Below are 21,010 nucleotides of genomic sequence, written 5' to 3'. Positions count from 1 at the left end.
CTCTCCTCTCTTTTATATCGCTCCATCCAAGGTTACTCACCGCATGCCGGCGTTTCGATCTTCGCCGCCGTCTTGGCCTCCTCGTACGAAAAGCGGCCGATTTGTTTCACGCGGGCAAAAAACTTATGAAATCGTTCGTTCGGATGAGCATGTTCTTTGTACTGTTCAATGATGTCCGCCACAATGGCCACCATCTCTTCCGGCGGGATGCCTTCCGCAACGAACTGGCCAGGATGGGCGTTGCGGCCGACCGTTTTCCCGCCTAAAAACAAGTCAAATTTCCCTTTCCGGTACACAAGCCCGATGTCTTCGCGCACCGCGCCGTAGCATGCCATGCCGCAGCCGTTGATGCCAAGCTTCAACTCTTTCGGCAGCGCCATGCCCCCAAATCGCCGCGCCAATTCCTCGGCATATGGAATCGCGTCTTTTTTCTCTCCATCGCAAAAGTCGCATGCCTTCACCGTCAGCACATCACCAACCGGCATCACCATCAGTCCGACAGCAGCGAGCCGATCGACAAGCCCTTTTGGATCCTCTGTCACCCGCTCGATTTTGATATAATGATCCGGCGTGTACGTCATTTTCCCGTCCGGTCCGACCGCTTCGGCGAGCGCGATGAGCTGTTCCGGAGTGAACTGCTTGTTGGCCACCCCTGGGCTCACTGCCGCTTCGAACAGCACGGCGGACGCCTTCTTTGTCGTTCTTCTTTCCAATGCTGCAAGCGCGTCCTCCGCTGTTTCTCTCACCCGATGCAACAGAGCGGATGACGGCCGGTTTTCCGTTTGGACGAATGGCTCCTCCGGCAGCGGAAAAGCGGAAGCTGCCGGCGCCAATCCAGCTTCCTTCGCGGCCGCGTCCACAGCCGGCGGCAAAACCGCCACGGCGGCCAAACCGCGGTCTTTCTCGTCGCCGAAAGCGGAGGCAGCCGCGGCAAACGGCCGAAACGCTTCTCCGTTTTCTTCGTCCGGCTCTCTCAGCGGCTTCGTCTGGTCGAGCGCCCACGGCTCCGCCTCTTTGCGCAGCCGCTCATGCGGCTTGAGCGGCTGGACGGCGGCGGTCAACTGGTATTTGCGCTGGTAGCCGCGCGGCGTGATCATGAGCCCATCGTAAACAAAAGTCGTCGAGTTGCCGATAATGACCGTCGTCAACATACCGATTTCATGGTCCAGCATATGCGCCAAGTCGGTGAGGACAATATGCTGACGCTCGCGATACGCGCTTTTTACCAGACCGACCGGGGTCTCCGGAGACCGGTGGCGAAGCAGGATGCGCTGCGCCTCCACAATCTGCCGAGTGCGCCGCCCGCTTTTCGGGTTGTACAGCGCGATGACAAAATCGGCCGCCGCCGCGGCGTCAATCCGCTTTTCAATCAGCTCCCACGGCGTCAAATGGTCGCTCAAGCTGATCGTACACGCATCGTGCATAATCGGCGCCCCAAGCAATGCAGCGCACGAATGAATGGCGGAAATGCCGGGGATGACTTCGACTTCAATCGGACTCGCTTTCGTCCACCCTTTTTCGATCAACACTTCATACACGAGCCCCGCCATGCCGTACAACCCGGCGTCGCCGCTTGAAATGACGGCGACCGTTTTGCCGCGCTCGGCCCACTTCACCGCCGCTTGGGCGCGGCTCACTTCTTCGGTCATGCCCGTGCTAATGATCTCTTTTCCAGCAATGAGATCGCGCACAAGTTCGATGTACGTTTTGTAGCCGATGATGACGTCGCTTTCTTCAATCGCTTCCCGAGCCCGTTTCGTCATTTGGTCGACGCTTCCCGGGCCGAAGCCGACAATGAGCAATTTGCCGCTCATCATGATCCCTCCTTTTGCCGACTAGCACCCATTTTTCACACTCCATTCGCCGCTCATGTCCCTTTCACGGCGCAACACATCGGGGGACGATCTTTTCCTCTGGCCGCCATGCTTGCCAAAGCCGCACGAACAGCGGAACATCCAAGCGAATGTCCAACAGCCGCTGGCGGTCGGCGAATACGTCTTCGGGCGCCCCTTGCATCACGATCCGTCCTTCGTGCATGACCGCGACGACATCCGCCCACTGCCAGACGAAATCCATGTCATGGGTGGCGATCAACACAGTCGTCCCCGCCTGGTGAATGGCGTCAATTTGTTTGAGAAACTGCTTTGTCTGATGCTGATCCAAATAGGCGGTCGGTTCGTCCAATACGAGCAAGTCCGGCTTGGCCGCCATCGTACAGCAGAGCGTCAGCCATTTTTTCTGTCCGAGACTGAATTGATGGGTCGGGCGGTCCAGCCAAGATTGAAGGTGGTATTCCGCCGTAATCGCGGCAAGCGCCTCCCTCATTTTTTCTCGATCGATTCCGGCATGGACTAAGCTGATCGCCAATTCATCACGCACGAGCGGGGCGAGGATTTGGTGCTCCGGGTTTTGGAAGACGATGCCGACTTCACGCCGCCATTGCGCCCAATCGGCGCCGCGTTCGTACATGTTGCGCCCTTTCCAATACACCGCTCCTTCCTGCGCCCGCAGCAGCCCGTTCAAATGAAGAAACAACGTCGTTTTGCCGCAGCCGTTTGGCCCGATCAAGGCGCATTTTTTTCGCTCTGGAATTTCCCAATCAATCCCATTCAGCACATACCGTTCTGCTTGATAAGCGTATTTCACTCGTTCCATCCGCAGCAGCAACGTTTTCACCCTTTCCACCATGCCCACCCAAGCAGCAAAGCCATGATGATGCCGGCCGCAACATCGACAAGAGGCACATGCGCTTTTTCCCGCTGATGCGTATGCCCGGCCGACGCGACGCCTCCACGCGCCGCAAGCGAACGGCTGAACGCTTCATACGACTGCCACGTTTTCACCCACAGTTGGTACATCAGCATCCCGCCATGCCGCCAATGCGTTCCTCCGCTGCGGGCCCGCAGCGCCAGCATTAGCTCTGCGGCCGCCTGCTCGAGCAAAAAGATAAAGCGATACATAAGAAAGCAAAGTTCCACGAGCGCCGCCGGCAGCCGCATTCGCCTCAGCACCGCAATCAAGTCCGGCGCCGGCGTCGTAATGAGAAGGAAAAACAAGCACGACCAAGCGGCAAGGGAGCGAACGGCGAGCTCCGCAGCCGGCTTCAGCTGGTTACTGATCAAGGTTATTTGAAAAGGAACCGACACGGACACAACGAGCGTCAGCAGGCTGAGCCCTAAAAAAACGGAGGCAGCGAGCATCGCTTTTCCATACACCGCAAACGGCACTCGTGCGCGAGCGACAATCCAATACGCCATTCCGATGAGCACAAGCCATTGTTCGCGCCAGCCGCCCATCATGACAACGGCAAGCATAACAAACGCCACGATCAGCTTCCACTCCGCCCGCCATGCCCGCAGCCGGTTGTCATACGTCCAACGGTCAAACTCGCGAATCATGGCTGTTTTTCCGCTCCGAACGCCCTTTGTACAACCCGATGACGTAGCCGATCACGCCGGCGCCAAGCGCGGCTTGCAGCGAGAACAAAAGCGTTTCGACTTCGCCGCCTGGAGGGGTGAAGATCGACTCAAACCAAGGACGATAGTGCGGGTTGAGCGTTTGAATAGCTTTTTCTGCTTGATCGTCCGTTCCGCCGAATTCCGATCCGCGCGCCCACCAAAGCGGAATGATGACAAGCAAAGCAGCCAACAACACGAGCAAGCCATTTTTCTTCATCCCATTATGCCTCCTTTTCCTTTTGAAACAGCGGAGAAGCTTGATAGGAGGAAAGCCAGTTCCAGACGATCACCGTTATGATGCCTTCCGTCACCGCCAACGGCACTTGAGTAATGGCAAAAATGCCGGCGAATTTCAAAAACGAAGCGATGACTCCCCCATCAGGAGACGGAAACGCCAAGGCAAGCTGCAGGGACGTCATCACATATGTGGCCAAGTCAGACAAACAAGCGGCAAGAAACAAAGCCGCTCGATTGGATACCGCCCCTTTTCGGCACAGTTGATACACTCCGTACGCGACGAACGGGCCGACGATCGCCATCGACATGGCATTGGCCCCAAGCGTCGTCAACCCTCCGTGGGCAAGAAGCAGCGCTTGAAAGAGAAGAACGACTGTACCGATCACCACCATCACCCACGGTCCAAACAAAACCGAGCCGAAGCCGATCCCGGTCGGATGCGAGCTGCTGCCGGTGACGGATGGAATTTTCAGCGCCGACAATACAAACGTAAACGCACCAGCTAACGCCATCAGAAGCTTATGTTCGGGGTGCTGCTTCAGCGTATGCACAAGCCGCCGCAATCCGAACACAAAGAACGGCAAAAACAGCAGCCACCAAAACAGCGCCCATTTGACAGGCAAAAATCCTTCCATAATGTGCATGGCATACGCTTCATTTTCATTCGTCAACCAAAAATAAGCAGTGAATAAAGCCGCCATTCCGCTCCATCGAACCGCTCTCTTCATTTATCCCTTCACTCCTTTCACGCCATGTTCGGTTTTTCGTTTTCCGCTTGGCGCCTCCCGTTCGCCGGCTGGCGTCAACACCAATTCGTCTTCATATTCATACGTCGCCCATTTCAAAAGAGGCAGCCCCTCATCCAAATGAGCGCGCACAACCTCCTTCGCCCGCTCCGGCGTCATCTGTCGATACCAGACGCCTTGCGGATAGACGATCATCACACACGCGTCTTGACAGCGTCCGTTGCAGCGCGTCCTTGTTGTATGGACAGCATCGTCAAGCCCGAGGCGGGCGATCTCCTCGCGCACCGCCATTGTCACGTCATCCCCGCCATGGCGGAGGCACGTCCCTCCGTTGCAAATGAGCACATGATGCTTCATTCCCCGCAAATCCCATGTCGCCACCGAATCCCCCCTTTTTGGCTAGAATGATAGAATTTAGACGCAGACAGACGGGCAGGTTTTCGGCAAAAGAAAAAGCACCTCTACAGCAGAGGTGCAGAAAAATGTATACGAAAGCCGTAAACGGCCCAAACAGGCCCAATGCAGCCATCATTCTCCCGCACGTCTGCCTATAGTCCCGTAGGCATCCGTCCGATCCAAACAAGGCAGGTCTCCTGACTTAGGATCATCGCTTGGCGGCGTCTTCCCGAAGCATCCTTCAGTGACTTGCTGCCGCAAAGCTCCCCATCACAGTGGCGGGCACCGTGCCGGATTTTCACCGGGCTTCCCTTTTCACCCAAACCCTAAAGCAGGCTTAGGCACCTTGTTTGTTTCTCGCCTATTGATCTTGTCATGGAACAAGCATCCGTTTTCATCGTAGTACAACTTGACGGCGGCCGTCAACCGTTTTTTGCCGACAAATCTTCGCGGGCGACGACAACACCGTCGGCATCGGCGTACACGTATGCCCCCGGCTCCCAGCGGACGCCGCCAAACTCGAGCGCAACGTCGCGTGAGCCTTTTCCCTCTTTTTTGCTTTCGAGCGGGCGCTCCATTTCAACCAGAACGATACATCTCCAACTTGTCTAGGTCTAAGACAAATCCAGCGTCCAGCAATATGTCCAGTCCTAACAAACCGTTAATCCCCTCATAGTCCATCCCGCTAAAATCAATCTCATACTCTCTTAGTTGGAAAGAATCTAACTGAATACAGTCTAATTTTTTTGTAAACGCGTACTCTTTCCCACCGATTCCATAATAAGCCACAATACGATCGCCCGGCTCTACCCGCAAATGAATATCCTCTACTGCATTTTGAGAAATCACTGTTTTCGCCGCACCAGTATCAATCACCATATTATGAATCAACTTAGACCTTCCTTGATAAACGATTTCGATCGATGTAAACAGCAATCCTTCACGATATTCAATCTGCATAATGAAATTTCCCTCTCAGGCCAATCGCTTTCCGAACTTTTAAAACAATTTCCTTGTGGCTCGTGTGATAAACAAGCTGATTCCCTTTTGATTGCAACAACTCTCGAGTTGCATCCTCATTCGAAACAGTTCCAATAACATCCACTTCTTCAATAATTTCTTGGTCCTCCTGTAAGTAGGACTTCAATGCCTGTACTTTCACAAACTGGTTTGGATACAACGAACGCACTTCCTGCCATTTCATCTCTATCACCTCAACTTGTTCTTTGTATCCGTTATATCACCGTCCAAACATCGAAACGCCTTCGTAAAATATGACAACCATCAATCGCTTTTTAGACGCACATTTTCACGAGCAACGACAACGCCGTCGGCATCGGCGTACACGTATGCGCCCGGTTCCCAGCGGACGCCGCCGAACTCAAGCACAACGTCGCGGGCGCCTTTTCCCTCTTTTTTGCTTTTCACTGGGCATGTGCCGATCGCCATGACCCCAAGCGGCATGCGGCCGATTTCCGCCGAATCGCGGATGCAGCCGTGGATGATGACGCCGGCAAGCCCCCGGTCGCAGGCGATTTGCGCCAACCGGTCGCCTAATAGCGCGACGCGGCGCGAGCCTTTTCCATCGACCACGAGCACCGTCCCCGGCGGCACCGTCTCGAGCGCTTCGCGGACAAGAACGTTGTCCTCAAACACGTCGACCGTCGCGATCGGCCCAAAAAACATCCGTTTTCCGCCGTACGATTGAAACGGCAACTCGCATACTTGCAACTCGTCTAAAAATTGATCGCATAAATCGGCTGTTTTCATTGTCGCTCTCCCCTTTCATGTTTTGCATTCGCCGTCATTCGCCAAAATCCTTCTGCCTCAGCAGTTTTTTGTCGACGATCTTTCATTCGAACGACTGACACGAACGCGACGATGTGAACCAAACCATTGTGTGGCTGTTAATCGCTTCGATGTATTCTACCGCCCGCATTGAAACCATAAAAAACGGCCCCGCGCCGATATATGGCGGAGACCGTTTTCACCGGCCCAAAGCCCCTCCGGTTTGACCAGACGTTCAGCTGGGCTAGCTGGATTCGAACCAGCGCATCACGGAGTCAAAGTCCGTTGCCTTACCGCTTGGCTATAGCCCAACGTTTTGTTGTCGTTTACAGTATGCGGCATGATGGTGCACGTTATGCATCAAACTGAATATCCCTTTGTTTGATGTGCGACACTATCGGTACAAACATCCTTTCCCTGCTATATCCCCTCGTTTTCTCTCGCACTTGTTTTTCCGATATGATACTGGAAGGGGAGAGATGTATATGCGCCCGATCACGGTTTTTCGCTTCTATCTTTGCGCATTGTTTTGGTTATCGCTGCCGATCGTCTCAGCGGCCGTGGCTTCCTGTCAGCCATCCAGCCAGCCGAAAACCGCCGTCATCGCCCACCGCGGCGCGTCCGGACACGCGCCGGAGCATACGCTCGCGTCCTACCGCCTCGCCGCCCGCATGCAGGCGGACTATATCGAAGTCGATGTGCGCGCAGCCAAAGACGGGAAGCTCGTTGCCCTGCATGATGCGACGCTCGCCCGGACGACAAATGCCGAAACGGTCTACCCGCGCCGTGCTCCGTGGCGGGTAAATGATTTTTCGTTCGCTGAACTGAGGCGGCTGGATGCCGGTTCGTGGTTTCATCCACGCTTTGCCGGCCAGCGCATCCCGACGCTTGATGAGGTGATTCAGATGCTGAAAGCGGAGCGTGTGGAAGCCCCGTTGTACATCGAAACGAAACAGCCCGGCATCGAAGAGGCGGTCGTCCATCTATTGAAAAAACACGGATTCCTGCAACAGCGCCGCGTCATGTTTCAATCGTTCCACCCGGAAAGCTTGCAAGCGCTCCGGCCGCTCATCCCGCGCGGCATTCGGCTCATTCAATTGGTCGGCGAAAAGGAAGCGCACAGCGGCCGCGACGAGCTGCTGCAACAAATCGCCGTCTATGCCGATGGCATCGGCTTGCCGCTCTCAGTCGTCACCGAAGAGTGGGTGCGCGCCGCCCATGGCCGCGGGCTCATGGTTCACGTCTATACCGTCAATGAACCACACGATCTCGCTCGCCTATGCGCCATGGGGGTTGACGGTGTGTTCACCGACTATCCTGACCGCCCGGATCGCATGGCTGCCTGCCGTCGTTTGCCCCGTCATTGACCCACCTTCAGGGAGCCAGGGGGAACTTATTGTTTACATAATGTTATTATGGTTAATAAAAACGAAAATCGTTCCCATTTGACCCGATTCGGTGTATCATTTGAGAAAAAGGAGGCCAGATCGGCGGGCCGCCATCGGTCCGCCTTTTCGCCAAGCCTCCCGTCCCCAACGCCTGTTGCCTTCGTCACCGCTTCGGAAACTGAAACGACAATTTCTTCTCGTTTTCATCCCAAACGAGTATGGCGTCAAACGTTTTCCCGCCTTTTTTAAACCCTTTTATGACATTTGTTTTCCCTTGCGCCAGCAGCTTTTTCACATTCGCCGCCGAAATCGACTTGCCGAGAATGCGTTTGGAGATCGTAAACGGGCATTTTGTTTTCGCGTACTGGTCGCAACCGTACAACGTTCCTTTGTCGACGACGGTCCCGCGGCAAAGCGGGCACGGTCCAAGCTTCTCGCCCATCGTTTTTTTCTTCCTTGTCCGTTGGATCGAGGCGGTGTCAACCCCTCTGAAATTCCAATTCGGCGCAGCGGCGATGGCGTCAGCGACCACTTTTTGCGCCAACTTTTTCACCTGTTCCATAAAAGCAGCGGGAGAGGCGCTCCCTTCACCGATTTCGCTTAAGCGCTGCTCCCATTTCGCCGTCATTTCCGGCGAGGCGAGAATCGTGCCGCCAAGCGCCTCGATCAACACTTTCGCCTTGTCGGTCGCGTACACGAGGTTCTTTTTCACTTCAATATACTTCCGCTCTTTCAGCATGGTAATGATCGCCGCCCTTGTTGCTTCCGTGCCCAGCCCTTCCGTTTTGGCGAGCACTTTTTCCAGTTCCTCATCGTCCAAAAATTTTCCCGCCGTTTTCATCAAGGTGATGAGTTCGCCTTCTGTATACCGTTTCGGCGGCTCGGTCTTCCCTTCTTTCACCTTTACAGCGGCCGCTTTCCCCGCCTCCCCTCGCTCAAGGGGAGGCAGCGCAGCATCTTTCTCCTCCTCATGCGGGCGGATGACCGCGCGCCATCCTTCCTCGACGACCTGCCTTCCTTTCGAAACGAAGCGAGCCCGACCGTCAACGAGCGTCGTGACGGTCGTATAATCGATGACCGCCGCCCGGTGGTGGGCGGCAATCAAGCGGCGGACGACCAAATCATACACCTTCCGCTCGTCGTCCGACAGCTTCTCCGGGGCAACAACTTGTTCAGTCGGGATGATCGCGTAGTGGTCGGTGACTTTTTTCTCGTTTACATAACGTTTATTCTGTAAAATCGACGGCTGCGGCAGCGGAAAATAAGAAGCGTACGCTGGAAACGATGACAATTTTTGTAAAATGGCAGGGAACGTTTCCGCTTCCCCTTTCGTCACATGCATCGAATCGGAACGAGGATACGAAACGATCCCTTTTTGGTAGAGCGATTGCAGCACATCAAGCGTCTTTTTCGGCGAGAAGCGGTACAGCTTGTTCGCTGTCGCCTGCAGCGTCGATAAGTTGAACAACAGGGGCGGCTGATACGTTTTCCGCTCCGTGCGGACGTCGGCGACTTCCGCTCGTTTTCCTTGGCAAAAGGCAGCGATCTTTTTCGCCATCTCCTCGTCCTTGAGACGCGTTTGGCCGTTTTCATCCGTCCATTTTCCTTCATAGCGCTTATCGCCGATGACAAACGAAGCGACGACTTCCCAAAACGGTTCAGGGCGGAACTGCTCAATTTCCCGCTCACGCCGGACGATCAGCGCCAATGTCGGCGTCTGCACGCGTCCGACGGAAAACACATCATTCATCCCGCGCTCTTTCAGCAATAGGCTGTACACGCGCGAGGCGTTCATGCCGACGAGCCAATCCGCGCAGGCGCGGGCGTACGCTTCCTCATAGAGCGGGCGCGTCGTCTGCTCATCAAGCAAACGGCAAAACCCTTCCTCAATCGCCTTCGGGGTCAAGGACGACAGCCAAAGCCGCTTCATCGGCTTGTTGACGCCGCTCATGCGGATGATGTTGCGCACAATGAGCTCCCCTTCGCGCCCCGCGTCGCCGGCATGGATGATTTCCGTCACTTCCGGCTTTCGCAACAGTTCCTTGACCACTTGAAACTGTTTCGCCTTCGCTTTTTCGATCTCATACTCGAACCGTTCCGGGATGATCGGCAACGTGTTGAGCGTCCACCGTTTCCACTCGGGGCGGTACCGCTCAGGAGCTGCGAGCTGGAACAAATGCCCGATCGCCCATGTCATATACGCCCCGTCGGGAAACAAGTTATTCGGCAAAATTTCGATATAGCCTTGCCGTTTTTTCGTCCGAAAAATCGAGGCGAGCGTCGCCCCTTGGTCCGGCTTTTCCGCGATAATGACTTTCATCGCCCTTTCCCCTTACGGCACATCATGCCCCATGGAGCTTTGCAAAATGGCGAACCATTGCTCGCGGGAAAGCGACAAAGACAGCGCCCGCACCGCCCGCTCGATGCGTTCTTGTTTCCCCGAGCCGACAATCGGCATCATCCGCGCTGGATGAACGAGGAGCCACGCGTACAACACTTCGTCGATCGTCTCAGCGCCCACCTCACCCCGCACTTGTTCAAGCGTCCCGCGCAGCCGCACCGCCCGGTCATCGTCAGCGGAAAAAATCGCTCCACCGGCGAGCGGCGACCATACCATTGGCGGAATGCGCTTCTCAAGGCAAAGGTCAACTGTGCCGTCTTCAAGATTTTCCAACCGATACGCCGATACTTCGATTTGGTTGGTCACGAGCGGAAACGGCAAATACGACTGAAGCATTTCCCACTGCGAACGTTTAAAGTTCGAGACGCCGAAATAGCGCACTTTTCCGTCCTGTTTCAGCTTCAAAAACGCCTCGGCCACCTCTTCTGGATTCATGAACGGATCCGGACGATGAATGAGCAAGACATCGATATAATCCGTGCGGAAATTGGCGAGCGACTGCTCGACCGAGGCGATGATATGGGTTTTGCTTGTATCATATAATTTCATCCCGTATTTTGACGGCAACTTGATGCCGCATTTCGTCACGATCTCGATCTGACCGCGCAAGCTTGGCTTTAACGCCAGCGCTTCGCCAAAGCGCGATTCACACGTGTAGTCGCCGTAAATATCAGCATGGTCAAACGTCGTAATGCCGCGCTCAAGACAAAATTCAATGAGCGACAGCAGCTGCTCGGGCGAATAGCCCCAGTCCGCAAGCCGCCAACAGCCGTGAATGAGGCGGGAAAAAGTCAAATCGTCCGCTAAACGGATTCGTTCCATTGATCGTCTCCCTTTCTTTTTTTGGTTTTGGCTAAAATCGTTCCGCTTGCGCATACTACCAACAAGAGGAAAAAACGGAAAGGACGTGATGATATGAAGCGCTGGCTTCTTGGGCTCGCCGCCGTGCTTCTTTTGGCCCCCCCATGGCCGACATCAGCCGCCGAAACTGCATACGAATGGAATGTGGCCGACATTTACCCATCCGAACACGAATGGATGCGCGACTACAAGGCGGTGAAAAACGCCTTGCCGAAACTGGCGGCGTTTGAAGGGAAGCTTGACGATGCGAAGACGATCGCCAAACTGTTCGCCCTAAACGAACAAACGGCCCGCAAGCTCGAAAAACTGTCGCTTTACGCCCATTTAAAACGCGATATCAACATTGAAGATGAAACGGCGGCCCGGCTCGGGGCAAAAGTGGAAGCGCTCGCCGCCCAATATGCGGCGAAAACAGCGTTTATCGAGCCGGAACTGCTCGCCCTCCCAGAGCGGACGCTCAGGAAGCTCCAAAAAAGCAAACCGCTGAAAGCGTACCGCTATTACTTCCATGAGTTGCGCGAGCAAAAGCCGCATACGCTCACGAAACGCGAAGAACAGCTGCTCGCGAAACTATCGCCGGCGCTCGGCGAAGCGGAGAACATTTATGACCACGCCGCCCGCGGCGATTACGAGCCGCCATCTGTCAAGATGCCGAACGGAAAGACAGTGACATTGACCGACGACCAATACGCCGCCATGCTCGAGCACCCGGACCGCCGCTATCGAAAGGCGGCGTTTGAAGCGAAAGCCAAAAGTTATGAAGCCATGGAACAAACCGCAGCCGCGACGCTGTATGCCTCGGTCAAAGCGGATGAATTGTATGCGAACGTGCGCCGCTATCCATCCGGCCTTGCCGCCGCGCTGGCCGCCGATGACGTACCAAAGGAAGTGTTCGATCACTTGATCGCCGCCACTCGCCGCCACTTGCCGGCGCTTCACCGCTATGTCGAACTGCGGCGGCGCGCGCTCGGGCTTGACCGCGTCCATAGCTATGACTTGTACGTGCCGCTCGTCGGCGAAACAATGAAACCGATTCCGGTCGAAACGGCGAAGACGCTCATAGTGGAAGGACTCAAGCCGCTCGGCGCCGACTATATCAAACAGGTGCACCGAGCGTTTCAAGAACGATGGCTTGATGTCTTCCCGCGCCCGAAAAAATATACCGGCGGCTACAACACGGGAGCGTATGACACCCATCCGTTCATCTTGCTCAATTACAACGGTTCGCTCGACAGCGTATTGACGATGGCCCACGAGCTTGGGCACGCCATGCATTCCGTATACACGAACCGCGCGCAGCCGTACCATTATTCCGGCCATTCGATTTTCACCGCCGAAGTCGCCTCGACCGCGAACGAATGGCTCATGCTCGATTATTTGTACAAACAGGCGAAAACAAAAGAAGAAAAACTCCGCCTGCTCATCGAACAAATCGAGCAAATCCGCGGCACGTTGTACACGCAAGTGATGTATTCCGAATTTGAACGGATGATTCATGACAAAGTGCGCCAAGGCGGCAGTCTGACAGCGGACGAACTGAACCATCTTTGGCTTGGCCTGCTGAAAACGTATTACGGCCCGGCGTACGCCGCCGATCCCGGCGCCGCGCACGGCTGGCTGCGCATCCCGCATTTTTATGACGCCTTTTATGTATACAAATATGCCACTTCGCTCGCGGCGTCGTACACCATTGTGAGCGACATCCAAACCGATACAAGCGGCAAGGCGGTGAAGCGGTACAAACAATTTTTGCGCTCCGGCGCATCCGATGATCCGATCCGTCTGCTCAAGCGAGCCGGAGTGGATATGACAAGCCCCGAACCGATCGAGCGGGTCTTAGGTCATTTCGCCGAACTCGTTGACGAACTCGATCGACAGCTGCCAAGCCAAAACCGTCAGCGGTCTACATGAAAGAGGTGTCCCGCGCCGTTCGGGACACCTTTGTTATTGCGGCGGAAAAAAGAATATCGCTTTGCGCTGCAACGCGCCGGACCGGTTAAGGCGGTCGATCGCGCGCAAAGCGACACCATGCGCTTGCCCCGCAGCCAAGGCGGTTATTCACTTAAAGATGCGCCTGCAATTTTTTCTTTCACCTTGCGGATGTTTTCCATCTTATTGTCCCAGCACGCTTGGCTCAAATCGACGGGATATTGCTCGGGATTGAGCGTCCGTTTGTACTCCTCCCAAAACAAGCGCAAGCTTTCTTTCGCATACGCTTGAATGTCCGGAAGCGGGGGCGACGTATACACCAGCCGGCCGTTGTCGAAGATCGTCACATGCAAATCACGCGCTTCGAAATTGGTGACGAATTTGCTGATGAACGTGTACACCGGATGGAACATTTTCAGCCGCTCTTCTTGCTGCGGGTTTTCGCTCTCTAAGGCGATGTAGTCGCCTTCCGCTTTATGGTTGATTTTGTTGACGATGCGGTACACCCGCTTCAGCCCCGGCGTCGTCACTTTCTCTGGATTGCCGCTGATTTTGATTGTATCGACCATCTCACCGCGTTCGTTTTCAATCGCCACCATTTTGTACACGGCGCCGAGCGCCGGCTGATCGTACGCCGTAATGAGCTTTGTGCCGATCCCCCACACATCGATTTTCGCCCCTTGCGACTTCAAGTTTAAAATCGTATCTTCGTCCAAATCGTTTGAGGCGAAAATTTTCGCGTTCGGAAATCCGGCTTCATCGAGCATTTTCCGCGCTTCTTTCGACAAATAGGCCAAATCGCCGCTGTCGATGCGGATGCCGATAAAGTTGATTTGGTCGCCCAGCTCCTTCGCGACGCGAATGGCGTTTGGCACCCCGGACTTCAACGTATCGTACGTATCGACGAGAAATACGCAGTCTTTATGACGGCGTGCATACTTCAAAAAGGCGGTGTATTCATCCTGATACGCTTGAATCATCGAATGGGCGTGCGTTCCGGCGACCGGAATGCCAAACAGCTTCCCGGCGCGCACGTTCGATGTCGCCTCAATCCCGCCGATATACGCTGCGCGCGCCCCCCAAAGCGCCGCATCCATCTCCTGCGCCCGCCGGCTGCCGAACTCCAAAGCCGGTTCGTCCCCGAGAATATGCTTAATGCGCGACGCTTTCGTGGCGATGAGCGTCTGGAAATTGATGATGTTTAAAATAGCCGTTTCGATGAGTTGCGCCTCGGCGAGCGGCGCCTCGATGCGCATAATCGGTTCGTTGGCAAACACCACTTCCCCTTCGCGCATCGAACGGACCGTGCCGGTGAAGCGAAGCGTCCGCAAATAGTCTAAAAAGTCGTCGCGGTAACCAAGTTCTTGGCGCAAATAGTCGATGTCGCTGTCAGAAAATCGGAACTGTTGCAAAAACTGAATGACGCGCTCCAACCCAGCGAACACCGCATAGCCGTTGCCAAACGGCAGCTTGCGGAAAAACACTTCAAACACAGCGCGGCGCTCATGCATACGATCTTCCCAATACGTCTCGACCATGTTGATTTGATATAAGTCCGTATGAAGCATCAAACTGTCATCGGCATATTTTTTCATGAATGTGCAACCTCCAACATACGAATGACTGCGCCGCCGAATGGAGAAAAAGAACGTTCATCGTCTATTCTATCATGTTTTCTCCATTATTCCACTATTTCTGCGCCTAGCGTATGGCGAAAATGGCGGAGCGCCCATTCGTGTCCCGCCGCGTCGAAGCTCGCGACCGCCCGCCGGTGGACGACGATGCGAAAGCCTTTGTTGTACGCATCAACCGCCGTATGGAGGACGCAAATATCGGTGCAGCAGCCGACCAAATGCACTTCCGTGATGCCTCTCTCACGCAATTTCAGCTCCAAATCGGTCCCGGCGAACGCGCTGTAGCGCGTTTTGTCCATCCAATAGACGTTGTCTTTATGCTTATTTGCTTGATACACCTCTTCGAGCTCCCCGTACAGCTTTCGTCCCTCCGTCCCTTCAATGTTATGCGGCGGAAACAGCTTCGTTTCCGGATGGTAGTGATCTCCCGCCACATGTTTGTCAATGGCGAAGACAACAAAATCTCCACGATCGATAAACTGTTTCGTCACCCGTACAAGTTCTTCTTCAATCGCCTGCCCCGGCTTCCCGCATGTGAGCGCGCCATCATCGGCGATAAAATCGACGGTGTAGTCGATGTTAATGAGCGCCTTGTTCATTCCCGTTCACTCCCTTTTTCTCTTTTCCTCTATTTCTAAATTGGCCAGGTTGCTGTTTTTCCATCTCGCCACATCTTTTTGGGCTCTTCTACCATTATACCATAGCAATATGGACAGCAGACAAGACAACAAATCCCCTGCCTGCTGGAAGCGGACAGGAGATTGTCGATGTGGTTTTAGCTGTTTTCCGCCGTTTTCGCCGCTTTCAGCTGACTGCGCAAAATGAGCGACTGGATGATCGAGAAGCAGCCGCCAACCACCCAGTAAAGCGACAGCGCCGATGGGACGGAGCTGGCGCCGATAAAGATCATGACCGGCATGATGTACGACATCATCGCCATTTGCGGCATTTGTTCTTCGGCCATCGACGGCGAGAGGCGGAGCGAGATGAACGTTGTCAACGCCGCCAAAACGGGCAAAATGAAATACGGATCGCGGTGGCCAAGCTCGACCCATAGGAACGAGTGGGTTTTAATTTCTTGCGTCCGCGAAATCGCGTAATAAAGCGCCATAAAAATCGGCATTTGAATGAGCACCGGCAGGCAACCGCTCGCCGGATTGACGCCGTGCTTTTGGTACAGCTGCATCATTTCTTGCTGGAGCTTGCGCTGCGTTTCCGGGTCTTTGCTTTTATATTTTTCTTGCAGCTTCAACAATTCCGGGCGCAGCTTTTGCATGGCGAGTGATGCGCGGAACTGCTTCAAAATGAGCGGCAGCAAGCAAAAACGGACGATGAGCGTCAGCACGATAATGGCGATGCCGTAGTTGTCGCCAAACCAGTGCCCAAGCGTCAAAAGGAGCTTCGACATCGGGTAGACAAAATAATGGTTCCAAATGCCTTGGCTATGTTCATTGATCGGTTCGTTGCGGTTGCAGCCGGAAAGAAGCAAAACGGCGCCAAGCAGCACCAATACCCATTTTTTCATGAAAAGCCCTCCTTCAATATCATGTTGCAAAATCATGCCGTTTCATCATAAAGGAAAGGGCCTTCCATCCTCATCCGTTCGGCTTGTCCGTTCCCGAACGGGAATTTTCCGCCGCTGCGGCAAAAACAGCGGGCGCCATGGAAGCGCCGCTCGTTCGACGCCTCCTGCCGCCTCCCGCTCGCGAACCGAGGCCAACGCCGGTTCATAAAACAGCGAGCCTGCCATCCGGCGCGCGCTCATATGTCCTTTCATGATGATCCATAACGCGCCGACAAGCGACATATACACAAGCAAATCAATAGGCGCTTCCATGCGTCCCGTCCACCCCCTTTTGCCCCGTCCATCTTCTCTTCTCATACAATAGCAAACTTTCCATCAAAAGAAAAGCAACAATTGATCACATCTGCTCCAAGCGGTGAAATGCCGGCTCGTCAGCTGCCAACAGGGCGAGCTCTCCGCTTTCATCAGCCGAAAATGCCGCCTCAAGCTCTTGCTTCGCCTCATCGAAGCGTCCAAGCAGCGCAAGATAGCGAGCTCGTTCGTAGCGAAGTCGGGCATCTTTGGCCATATGGGCGCACCGTTCAATGGCAGCCAACGCCCGCTCAATGTGCCCTGCCGCTTCATAAGCAGCCGCGAGCTGCATATTCAGCTCTTCATCCTCAGGATACCAATCGGCGTAGCGCTCCCAAAGCGCCGCCGCTTCCTGATAGCGGCCCGTTTCCATATACTGTTCGCCAAGCAACATGAGCGCCTCACGGGCGAGCGGGTCTTCCGCCACAATCTCCTCGAGCTGCCGCTCGGCTTTCTCGTGCTGCCCTTCTTGAAGCCAAACGACCGCCTGCAACACGCGCAGTTCGACATCGTCCGGGCGCTCCGCCAGCAGCCGCTCCAGCCAGCGCTTCGCTTCCTCGCGTTTTCTTTCCTCATCGGCGGCCAATAAATATTCCACAAATTCTTGCGCCAAAGACGGATCCCAAACGCGGGCGAGCGCTTTGCGCCACGTTTTCACGGCGTCGCTGTCCAATTCCAGCGCGGCATATAAGCGGGCGAGCCGCCCATAGGTTTCCGCATCGCTGCGGTTGAGGCGAATCGCTTCGTCGTATAAATCGGTCACAATCGAAAACAAGACAACGGTGCCGACCCATTCTTTCGCTTTTGTCCACCATCGCACCGGTGCGTCATGCTCCCCCTGCTCCTCGCCAAAATACGGGAGAAGAGCCGAGGCTGTGTTCCGATACATGACGCTTTTCGCCTCGCGGCTTGCCTTCAGCCGCTCGAGTCGATGGCGCAGCTTCCCTAAGCCGCGCATCGTTTTCGGAAAGAGAGCAACATACAACGGGTACAACGGTTCATCGTCAGGATGGCGCACCATCAACTGTTCGAGCAGTTTGACCGCCTCTTTTTGGCGTCCTTCCCCCATGAGCACCATCGCCCAATGGCGGAGCACTTCATGATGGTCCGGGTCAAGAGCAAGCGCCTTCTCGACCGCCGCCTTTTCTTGATCGCGGCGCCCAAGCGCTCCATAAACATATCCAAGGCTGTCGTAATACCACGCCTCCCCTGCATGCGGACGGGCGTCAGCCAAAGCCCGAAGAAGCGCTGAAGGCTCCGCGATCGCGGCAAGCTGCTCCATATCGACGCGCTTCGGGGCAAGGCGGACCGCCTGAAGCAAATGCGTATGCTGCCGCTCTTCGTTTCCTTCTGCCTCATAGAGCGCAGCTAAGCGAAAATGGCAGAGGACAAACGATGGATCGGCTTTGAGACACGTCTCATACTGTTGTTTCGCCTCTTCGTGGCGTCCAAGTGAGGCGCACAGCTCCGCCAGCCGGAAGAGTGAAAGCGGGTGGCCCATGGCGGCGGCTTCGCGGTACAAATCCATAGCCTTCGACGGCCGTCCTTGCCGTTCATAAAGGGCGCCGAGAGCGGAATGGGCCGAAGCGAGTGTCGGGCGAGCTGAGACAAGCTGTTCTAAAAACGCCCGGCCGCGTTCGAAAAGAGTCGGCGTTGTCAACAGCTCAAGATAAAACTCATACGCTTCTTCCGCATCAAACTCAGCAAGGCGCAGCCCTTCCTCCAACCACGACAGCGCCGTCTCGCGTCCTTCCTCCTCATCGGCGAAACCGTGGGCGATGAGCCATTTGCCTGCATTGAGCCAATATTCGCTGTTGTTGGCAAAACGGGTGTGCTGCTTGATTACATACCGGCGCGCCGCTTCCACATCCCCGCGCTCCGCGAGGGCGGCCGCCAAGCCTAGATGGGCAAACACGTCATCGCTGTCATGGCGGATCGCCTCTTCGTAGCACGAAACCGCTTGTTCCGCCTCTCCTTCCTCCATATAGAGATCGCCAAGGCGGACGTAAAGCGGCGCCAAACGCCAAGCAACAGCCAGCCCCTCTTCCAGCACCGCTTTCGCTTTTTCCCGATCGCCGTCGTCATCATACAAGTCAGCCAACATCAAATACGGGTACGGTTCCTGCGGGTCGAGCGCTTTGGCGACGCAAAAGCCGCGTTCCGCCTTGCGCCGGCGGCCGAGCTCCCGATCGCAGCGGGCCCGCTCATACCAAAGCTGGGCATCCCGCCGTTCGCGGCGCACAAGACGATCAAACCAAGCGCGCGCTTCGGCGAACCGCTTCACGTGGAACAAAAGCACACCGTGGTTCGTTTCGATAAACAAATCGCCCGGATACAGGCTGACCGCCACGCGCGAAGAGATGAGCCCTTTTTCGATATGACCGGCGTACGCCGAGGCGAGTCCGAAATAGCTCCACACTTCCGGCTGGTCTGGGTCCAACTGGAGCGAGGTGCGAAAATAGCGTGCCGCCTCTTCGTAGCGGCTGGCAAAAAAGGCAATGCGGCCGCGCAAATAATGGTAGAGCGGGCTTTGCGCCTTTCCTTTCACCCGTTTGAGCACGTCTTCGGCCTTCTCCATTTCTTGCGTGTAGACGTACGCTTTCGCCGCCATCAGCAGCAAGTCGTTATGTTCGGGATACTCGCTCAAGACGCGCCCGGTGTAATCCAACACAAGCGGCTTCGCCTCATCGCTGCTAAAATGCTTCATGACATACAGCCATGTGTACGGGATGTGCTCATGCTTGCGCAAAAAGGCGACAAACACGGCGAAATGCGCCTGCTCGTCCTCATCCATCTTTTCGGCCAACGCATGCAATTCGCGGAAATAGCGGTCTTCCTCTTCGGGGAGCTCGGCGGCGAGCGCCGCTTTTTCCCGGGGAAGCGCCACAATCGACAAATAATGCGTCCCTGCATACCATTTGGCAAGCTCGTCCTCGGAAACAACAAACGGATCAAATAGATTCGGGTCTTGCACGTACAACGCCCCAAGCCGCTCGTCATAGCCAAACAACACCTGCACGTGCGATGACTGTTCATAATCGACGCTTAACAGCACCGGAACGCCCTCATCAATCAGCCGCTTCCAACGAAGCGGCGAGCCGACGAAAAAGCGGCAAACAAAGCCAAGCTCTTCCAAATAATGAACCGTCGTCGACAATTTCGATCCGCGCACATCAAAAATATGTTGGGCCACTTCATCCTGCGTGCGGGGGGAGCCAAGCAATCGAAGCATCATTTCCAAACTCGCCGGCACGCAATAGTTATGCTTTTGCACGACCGGCACAAGCGGCAGCACCACCGACCGTTTCCTTTGCCGCCCAAGCGCTCGGGCGTACGGCGTTTTTTCAAGCTGCGGCTCCGCTTTCACAAGCGATTCAAGCTTCTCCCATTCGTCAAGCTGGTAATACAGTTCGGCGCGCAAATGGGCGAAATAACGGCGATGCATATGAAGCGGATTCAGGCGGTCAAGTTCATCCATCGCCGCGAGCGCCTCGCGGTAGGCGCGCACATCGCGCAAGCGGCGCACGCGCTCAGCGTAAAACGCCAGCACTTGCGGAAAACGCTGCCCTCCTTCCTCCAGAACGGCAAGCGCCTCGTGGTGGCGGCCATCGAGCGCACACAAATCGGCAAGAAGCAAATAGCACATGTCGCCGCGCTCCGGGTCGTCCAACCCAGCCCGGATCGCTTGTTCCGCTCGCTTCCGGTCGCCGGTTTCGATATAAAAATAGCCCCACTTGTCATGCATCGGCACCGTCTCATAGCGGGCAACCACATCCATCCATTCCCTCGCCTCCTCGATCCGCTGCATATCCAATAAAGCGCGCACCAACGCAAACGCCGCCCGGGCGATCGCTTCCCTCGGCTCCTCCACCCGGCCTTCGAGCGCGGCGGTCAGGCGCGGAGTGAGCGCCTCTTCCACATCGAGCGGCCGGCGTTGATCGAGCCATTCGTCGCACAACCACGCGAGCGTCTGCAGCGTGTTGAACTTCCGGTGGGCGTACCGCGCGACAAGCCCGCTATGCCGGTACATGAGCGCATAATCGAACAGGCGGATGAGCGCCTGAAACGGTTCGATCTCGTCCCACGAAGCCATGAGCGGCCGCCACCAGAACAAGGCCGTATGTTGTAAATAAGGTTTGATTCTGTCAAGAGCCTCTATTATTCTCTTTTCTTGAATAAGCAACGAAATTTGTTCCATCATCATGCAACTGAAAGCTCCTTTATCATTTTCACTATCATTAGTTTAGAACAAGCCGTCGAAAACAGCCACCTATTTTTTTAGAAAAATAACGACAA

General features: G+C 55.4%; 18 protein-coding genes, 1 tRNA gene, 1 pseudogene and 1 riboswitch. Of the genes and pseudogenes, 2 read left to right on the top strand and 18 right to left on the bottom strand.

From position 1 onward, the window contains the following. Nucleotides 1–32: 32 nt before the first annotated feature. From cobJ to GC56T3_RS09095, 11 genes and pseudogenes are all read right to left on the bottom strand, one after another. Nucleotides 33–1,814: a precorrin-3B C(17)-methyltransferase gene (gene cobJ / locus GC56T3_RS09145; protein ID WP_013145273.1), complete on the bottom strand. Its 1,782-nt coding sequence runs from the start codon at nt 1,812–1,814 to the stop codon at nt 33–35. Between the two features lie 64 nt (nt 1,815–1,878). Next, nucleotides 1,879–2,676, bottom strand: coding sequence for an energy-coupling factor ABC transporter ATP-binding protein (locus GC56T3_RS09140; protein WP_013145272.1), 798 nt, complete (start codon nt 2,674–2,676; stop codon nt 1,879–1,881). Then, a complete protein-coding gene (locus GC56T3_RS09135) occupies nt 2,673–3,398 on the bottom strand; it encodes an energy-coupling factor transporter transmembrane protein EcfT (RefSeq protein WP_013145271.1) in 726 nt (241 codons plus the stop codon). Before GC56T3_RS09135 ends, GC56T3_RS09140 begins: the two co-directional genes overlap by 4 nt. Then, complete coding sequence (locus tag GC56T3_RS09130) at nt 3,382–3,675, bottom strand: energy-coupling factor ABC transporter substrate-binding protein (protein WP_013145270.1); 294 nt, start codon at nt 3,673–3,675, stop codon at nt 3,382–3,384. The genes GC56T3_RS09135 and GC56T3_RS09130 overlap by 17 nt, the downstream gene beginning before the upstream one ends. A 4-nt stretch (nt 3,676–3,679) precedes the next feature. Continuing rightward, a complete protein-coding gene (locus tag GC56T3_RS09125; RefSeq protein WP_013145269.1) occupies nt 3,680–4,423 on the bottom strand; it encodes an energy-coupling factor ABC transporter permease in 744 nt (247 codons plus the stop codon). Then, nucleotides 4,424–4,822, bottom strand: coding sequence for a ferredoxin (locus tag GC56T3_RS09120; protein WP_013145268.1), 399 nt, complete (start codon nt 4,820–4,822; stop codon nt 4,424–4,426). 184 nt (nt 4,823–5,006) lie between these two features. Next, nucleotides 5,007–5,201, bottom strand: a riboswitch (cobalamin riboswitch). A gap of 58 nt (nt 5,202–5,259) precedes the next feature. Then, nucleotides 5,260–5,406 (bottom strand): annotated as a pseudogene (locus tag GC56T3_RS09115) (S-adenosylmethionine--2-demethylmenaquinone methyltransferase); the annotation flags it as partial. Nucleotides 5,407–5,416: 10 nt separating this feature from the next. After that, nucleotides 5,417–5,797 (bottom strand): retropepsin-like aspartic protease, encoded by a 381-nt coding sequence (locus GC56T3_RS09110; RefSeq protein WP_013145267.1) that lies wholly within the window; start codon nt 5,795–5,797, stop codon nt 5,417–5,419. After that, nucleotides 5,787–6,041 carry a hypothetical protein gene (locus GC56T3_RS09105; RefSeq protein ID WP_013145266.1) on the bottom strand — a complete coding sequence of 85 codons (255 nt, stop codon included), beginning with the start codon at nt 6,039–6,041 and terminating at the stop codon, nt 5,787–5,789. The genes GC56T3_RS09110 and GC56T3_RS09105 overlap by 11 nt, the downstream gene beginning before the upstream one ends. An 80-nt stretch (nt 6,042–6,121) precedes the next feature. Further along, nucleotides 6,122–6,607, bottom strand: a complete 486-nt coding sequence (gene rraA, locus GC56T3_RS09100) for a ribonuclease E activity regulator RraA (protein WP_013145265.1) — start codon at nt 6,605–6,607, stop codon at nt 6,122–6,124. A gap of 257 nt (nt 6,608–6,864) precedes the next feature. Next, nucleotides 6,865–6,936 (bottom strand) — tRNA-Gln (locus GC56T3_RS09095). Between the two features lie 174 nt (nt 6,937–7,110). Here GC56T3_RS09095 and GC56T3_RS09090 point away from each other — a divergent pair. After that, the gene (locus GC56T3_RS09090; RefSeq protein WP_013145264.1) at nt 7,111–7,992 is read left to right on the top strand and encodes a glycerophosphodiester phosphodiesterase family protein; all 882 of its coding nucleotides are present in this window, start codon (nt 7,111–7,113) and stop codon (nt 7,990–7,992) included. A 184-nt stretch (nt 7,993–8,176) separates the two neighbouring features. Here the strand turns inward: GC56T3_RS09090 and GC56T3_RS09085 are convergent, their stop codons facing one another. Continuing rightward, nucleotides 8,177–10,333 carry a DNA topoisomerase III gene (locus GC56T3_RS09085; RefSeq protein ID WP_013145263.1) on the bottom strand — a complete coding sequence of 719 codons (2,157 nt, stop codon included), beginning with the start codon at nt 10,331–10,333 and terminating at the stop codon, nt 8,177–8,179. Between the two features lie 12 nt (nt 10,334–10,345). Beyond that, nucleotides 10,346–11,236: an aldo/keto reductase family oxidoreductase gene (locus GC56T3_RS09080; RefSeq protein WP_013145262.1), complete on the bottom strand. Its 891-nt coding sequence runs from the start codon at nt 11,234–11,236 to the stop codon at nt 10,346–10,348. A gap of 93 nt (nt 11,237–11,329) precedes the next feature. On the opposite strand from GC56T3_RS09080, the gene pepF reads away from it, so the two are divergent. Further along, nucleotides 11,330–13,186, top strand: coding sequence for an oligoendopeptidase F (gene pepF, locus GC56T3_RS09075; RefSeq protein ID WP_013145261.1), 1,857 nt, complete (start codon nt 11,330–11,332; stop codon nt 13,184–13,186). 143 nt (nt 13,187–13,329) lie between these two features. Here pepF and GC56T3_RS09070 read toward each other — a convergent pair whose 3' ends face one another. From GC56T3_RS09070 to GC56T3_RS09050, 5 genes are all read right to left on the bottom strand, one after another. Then, on the bottom strand, nt 13,330–14,799 hold the full coding sequence (locus tag GC56T3_RS09070; protein ID WP_013145260.1) for a nicotinate phosphoribosyltransferase: 1,470 nt from the start codon (nt 14,797–14,799) through the stop codon (nt 13,330–13,332). Nucleotides 14,800–14,885: 86 nt separating this feature from the next. Further along, nucleotides 14,886–15,437 carry a cysteine hydrolase family protein gene (locus GC56T3_RS09065; protein ID WP_013145259.1) on the bottom strand — a complete coding sequence of 184 codons (552 nt, stop codon included), beginning with the start codon at nt 15,435–15,437 and terminating at the stop codon, nt 14,886–14,888. Nucleotides 15,438–15,613: 176 nt separating this feature from the next. Further along, complete coding sequence (yidC, locus tag GC56T3_RS09060) at nt 15,614–16,363, bottom strand: membrane protein insertase YidC (RefSeq protein WP_013145258.1); 750 nt, start codon at nt 16,361–16,363, stop codon at nt 15,614–15,616. A 45-nt stretch (nt 16,364–16,408) separates the two neighbouring features. Further along, nucleotides 16,409–16,675 carry a hypothetical protein gene (locus GC56T3_RS09055; RefSeq protein WP_013145257.1) on the bottom strand — a complete coding sequence of 89 codons (267 nt, stop codon included), beginning with the start codon at nt 16,673–16,675 and terminating at the stop codon, nt 16,409–16,411. 85 nt (nt 16,676–16,760) lie between these two features. Continuing rightward, nucleotides 16,761–20,918, bottom strand: a complete 4,158-nt coding sequence (locus GC56T3_RS09050) for a bacteriocin-processing peptidase family protein (RefSeq protein ID WP_013145256.1) — start codon at nt 20,916–20,918, stop codon at nt 16,761–16,763. Between the last annotated feature and the right edge of the window lie 92 nt (nt 20,919–21,010).

It is taken from the genome of Geobacillus sp. C56-T3, assembly GCF_000092445.1.
Lineage (GTDB): Bacteria > Bacillota > Bacilli > Bacillales > Anoxybacillaceae > Geobacillus > Geobacillus thermoleovorans.
Note: the sequence above shows the minus strand (reverse complement) of the source record. Positions and strands in the feature narration are given on the sequence as shown.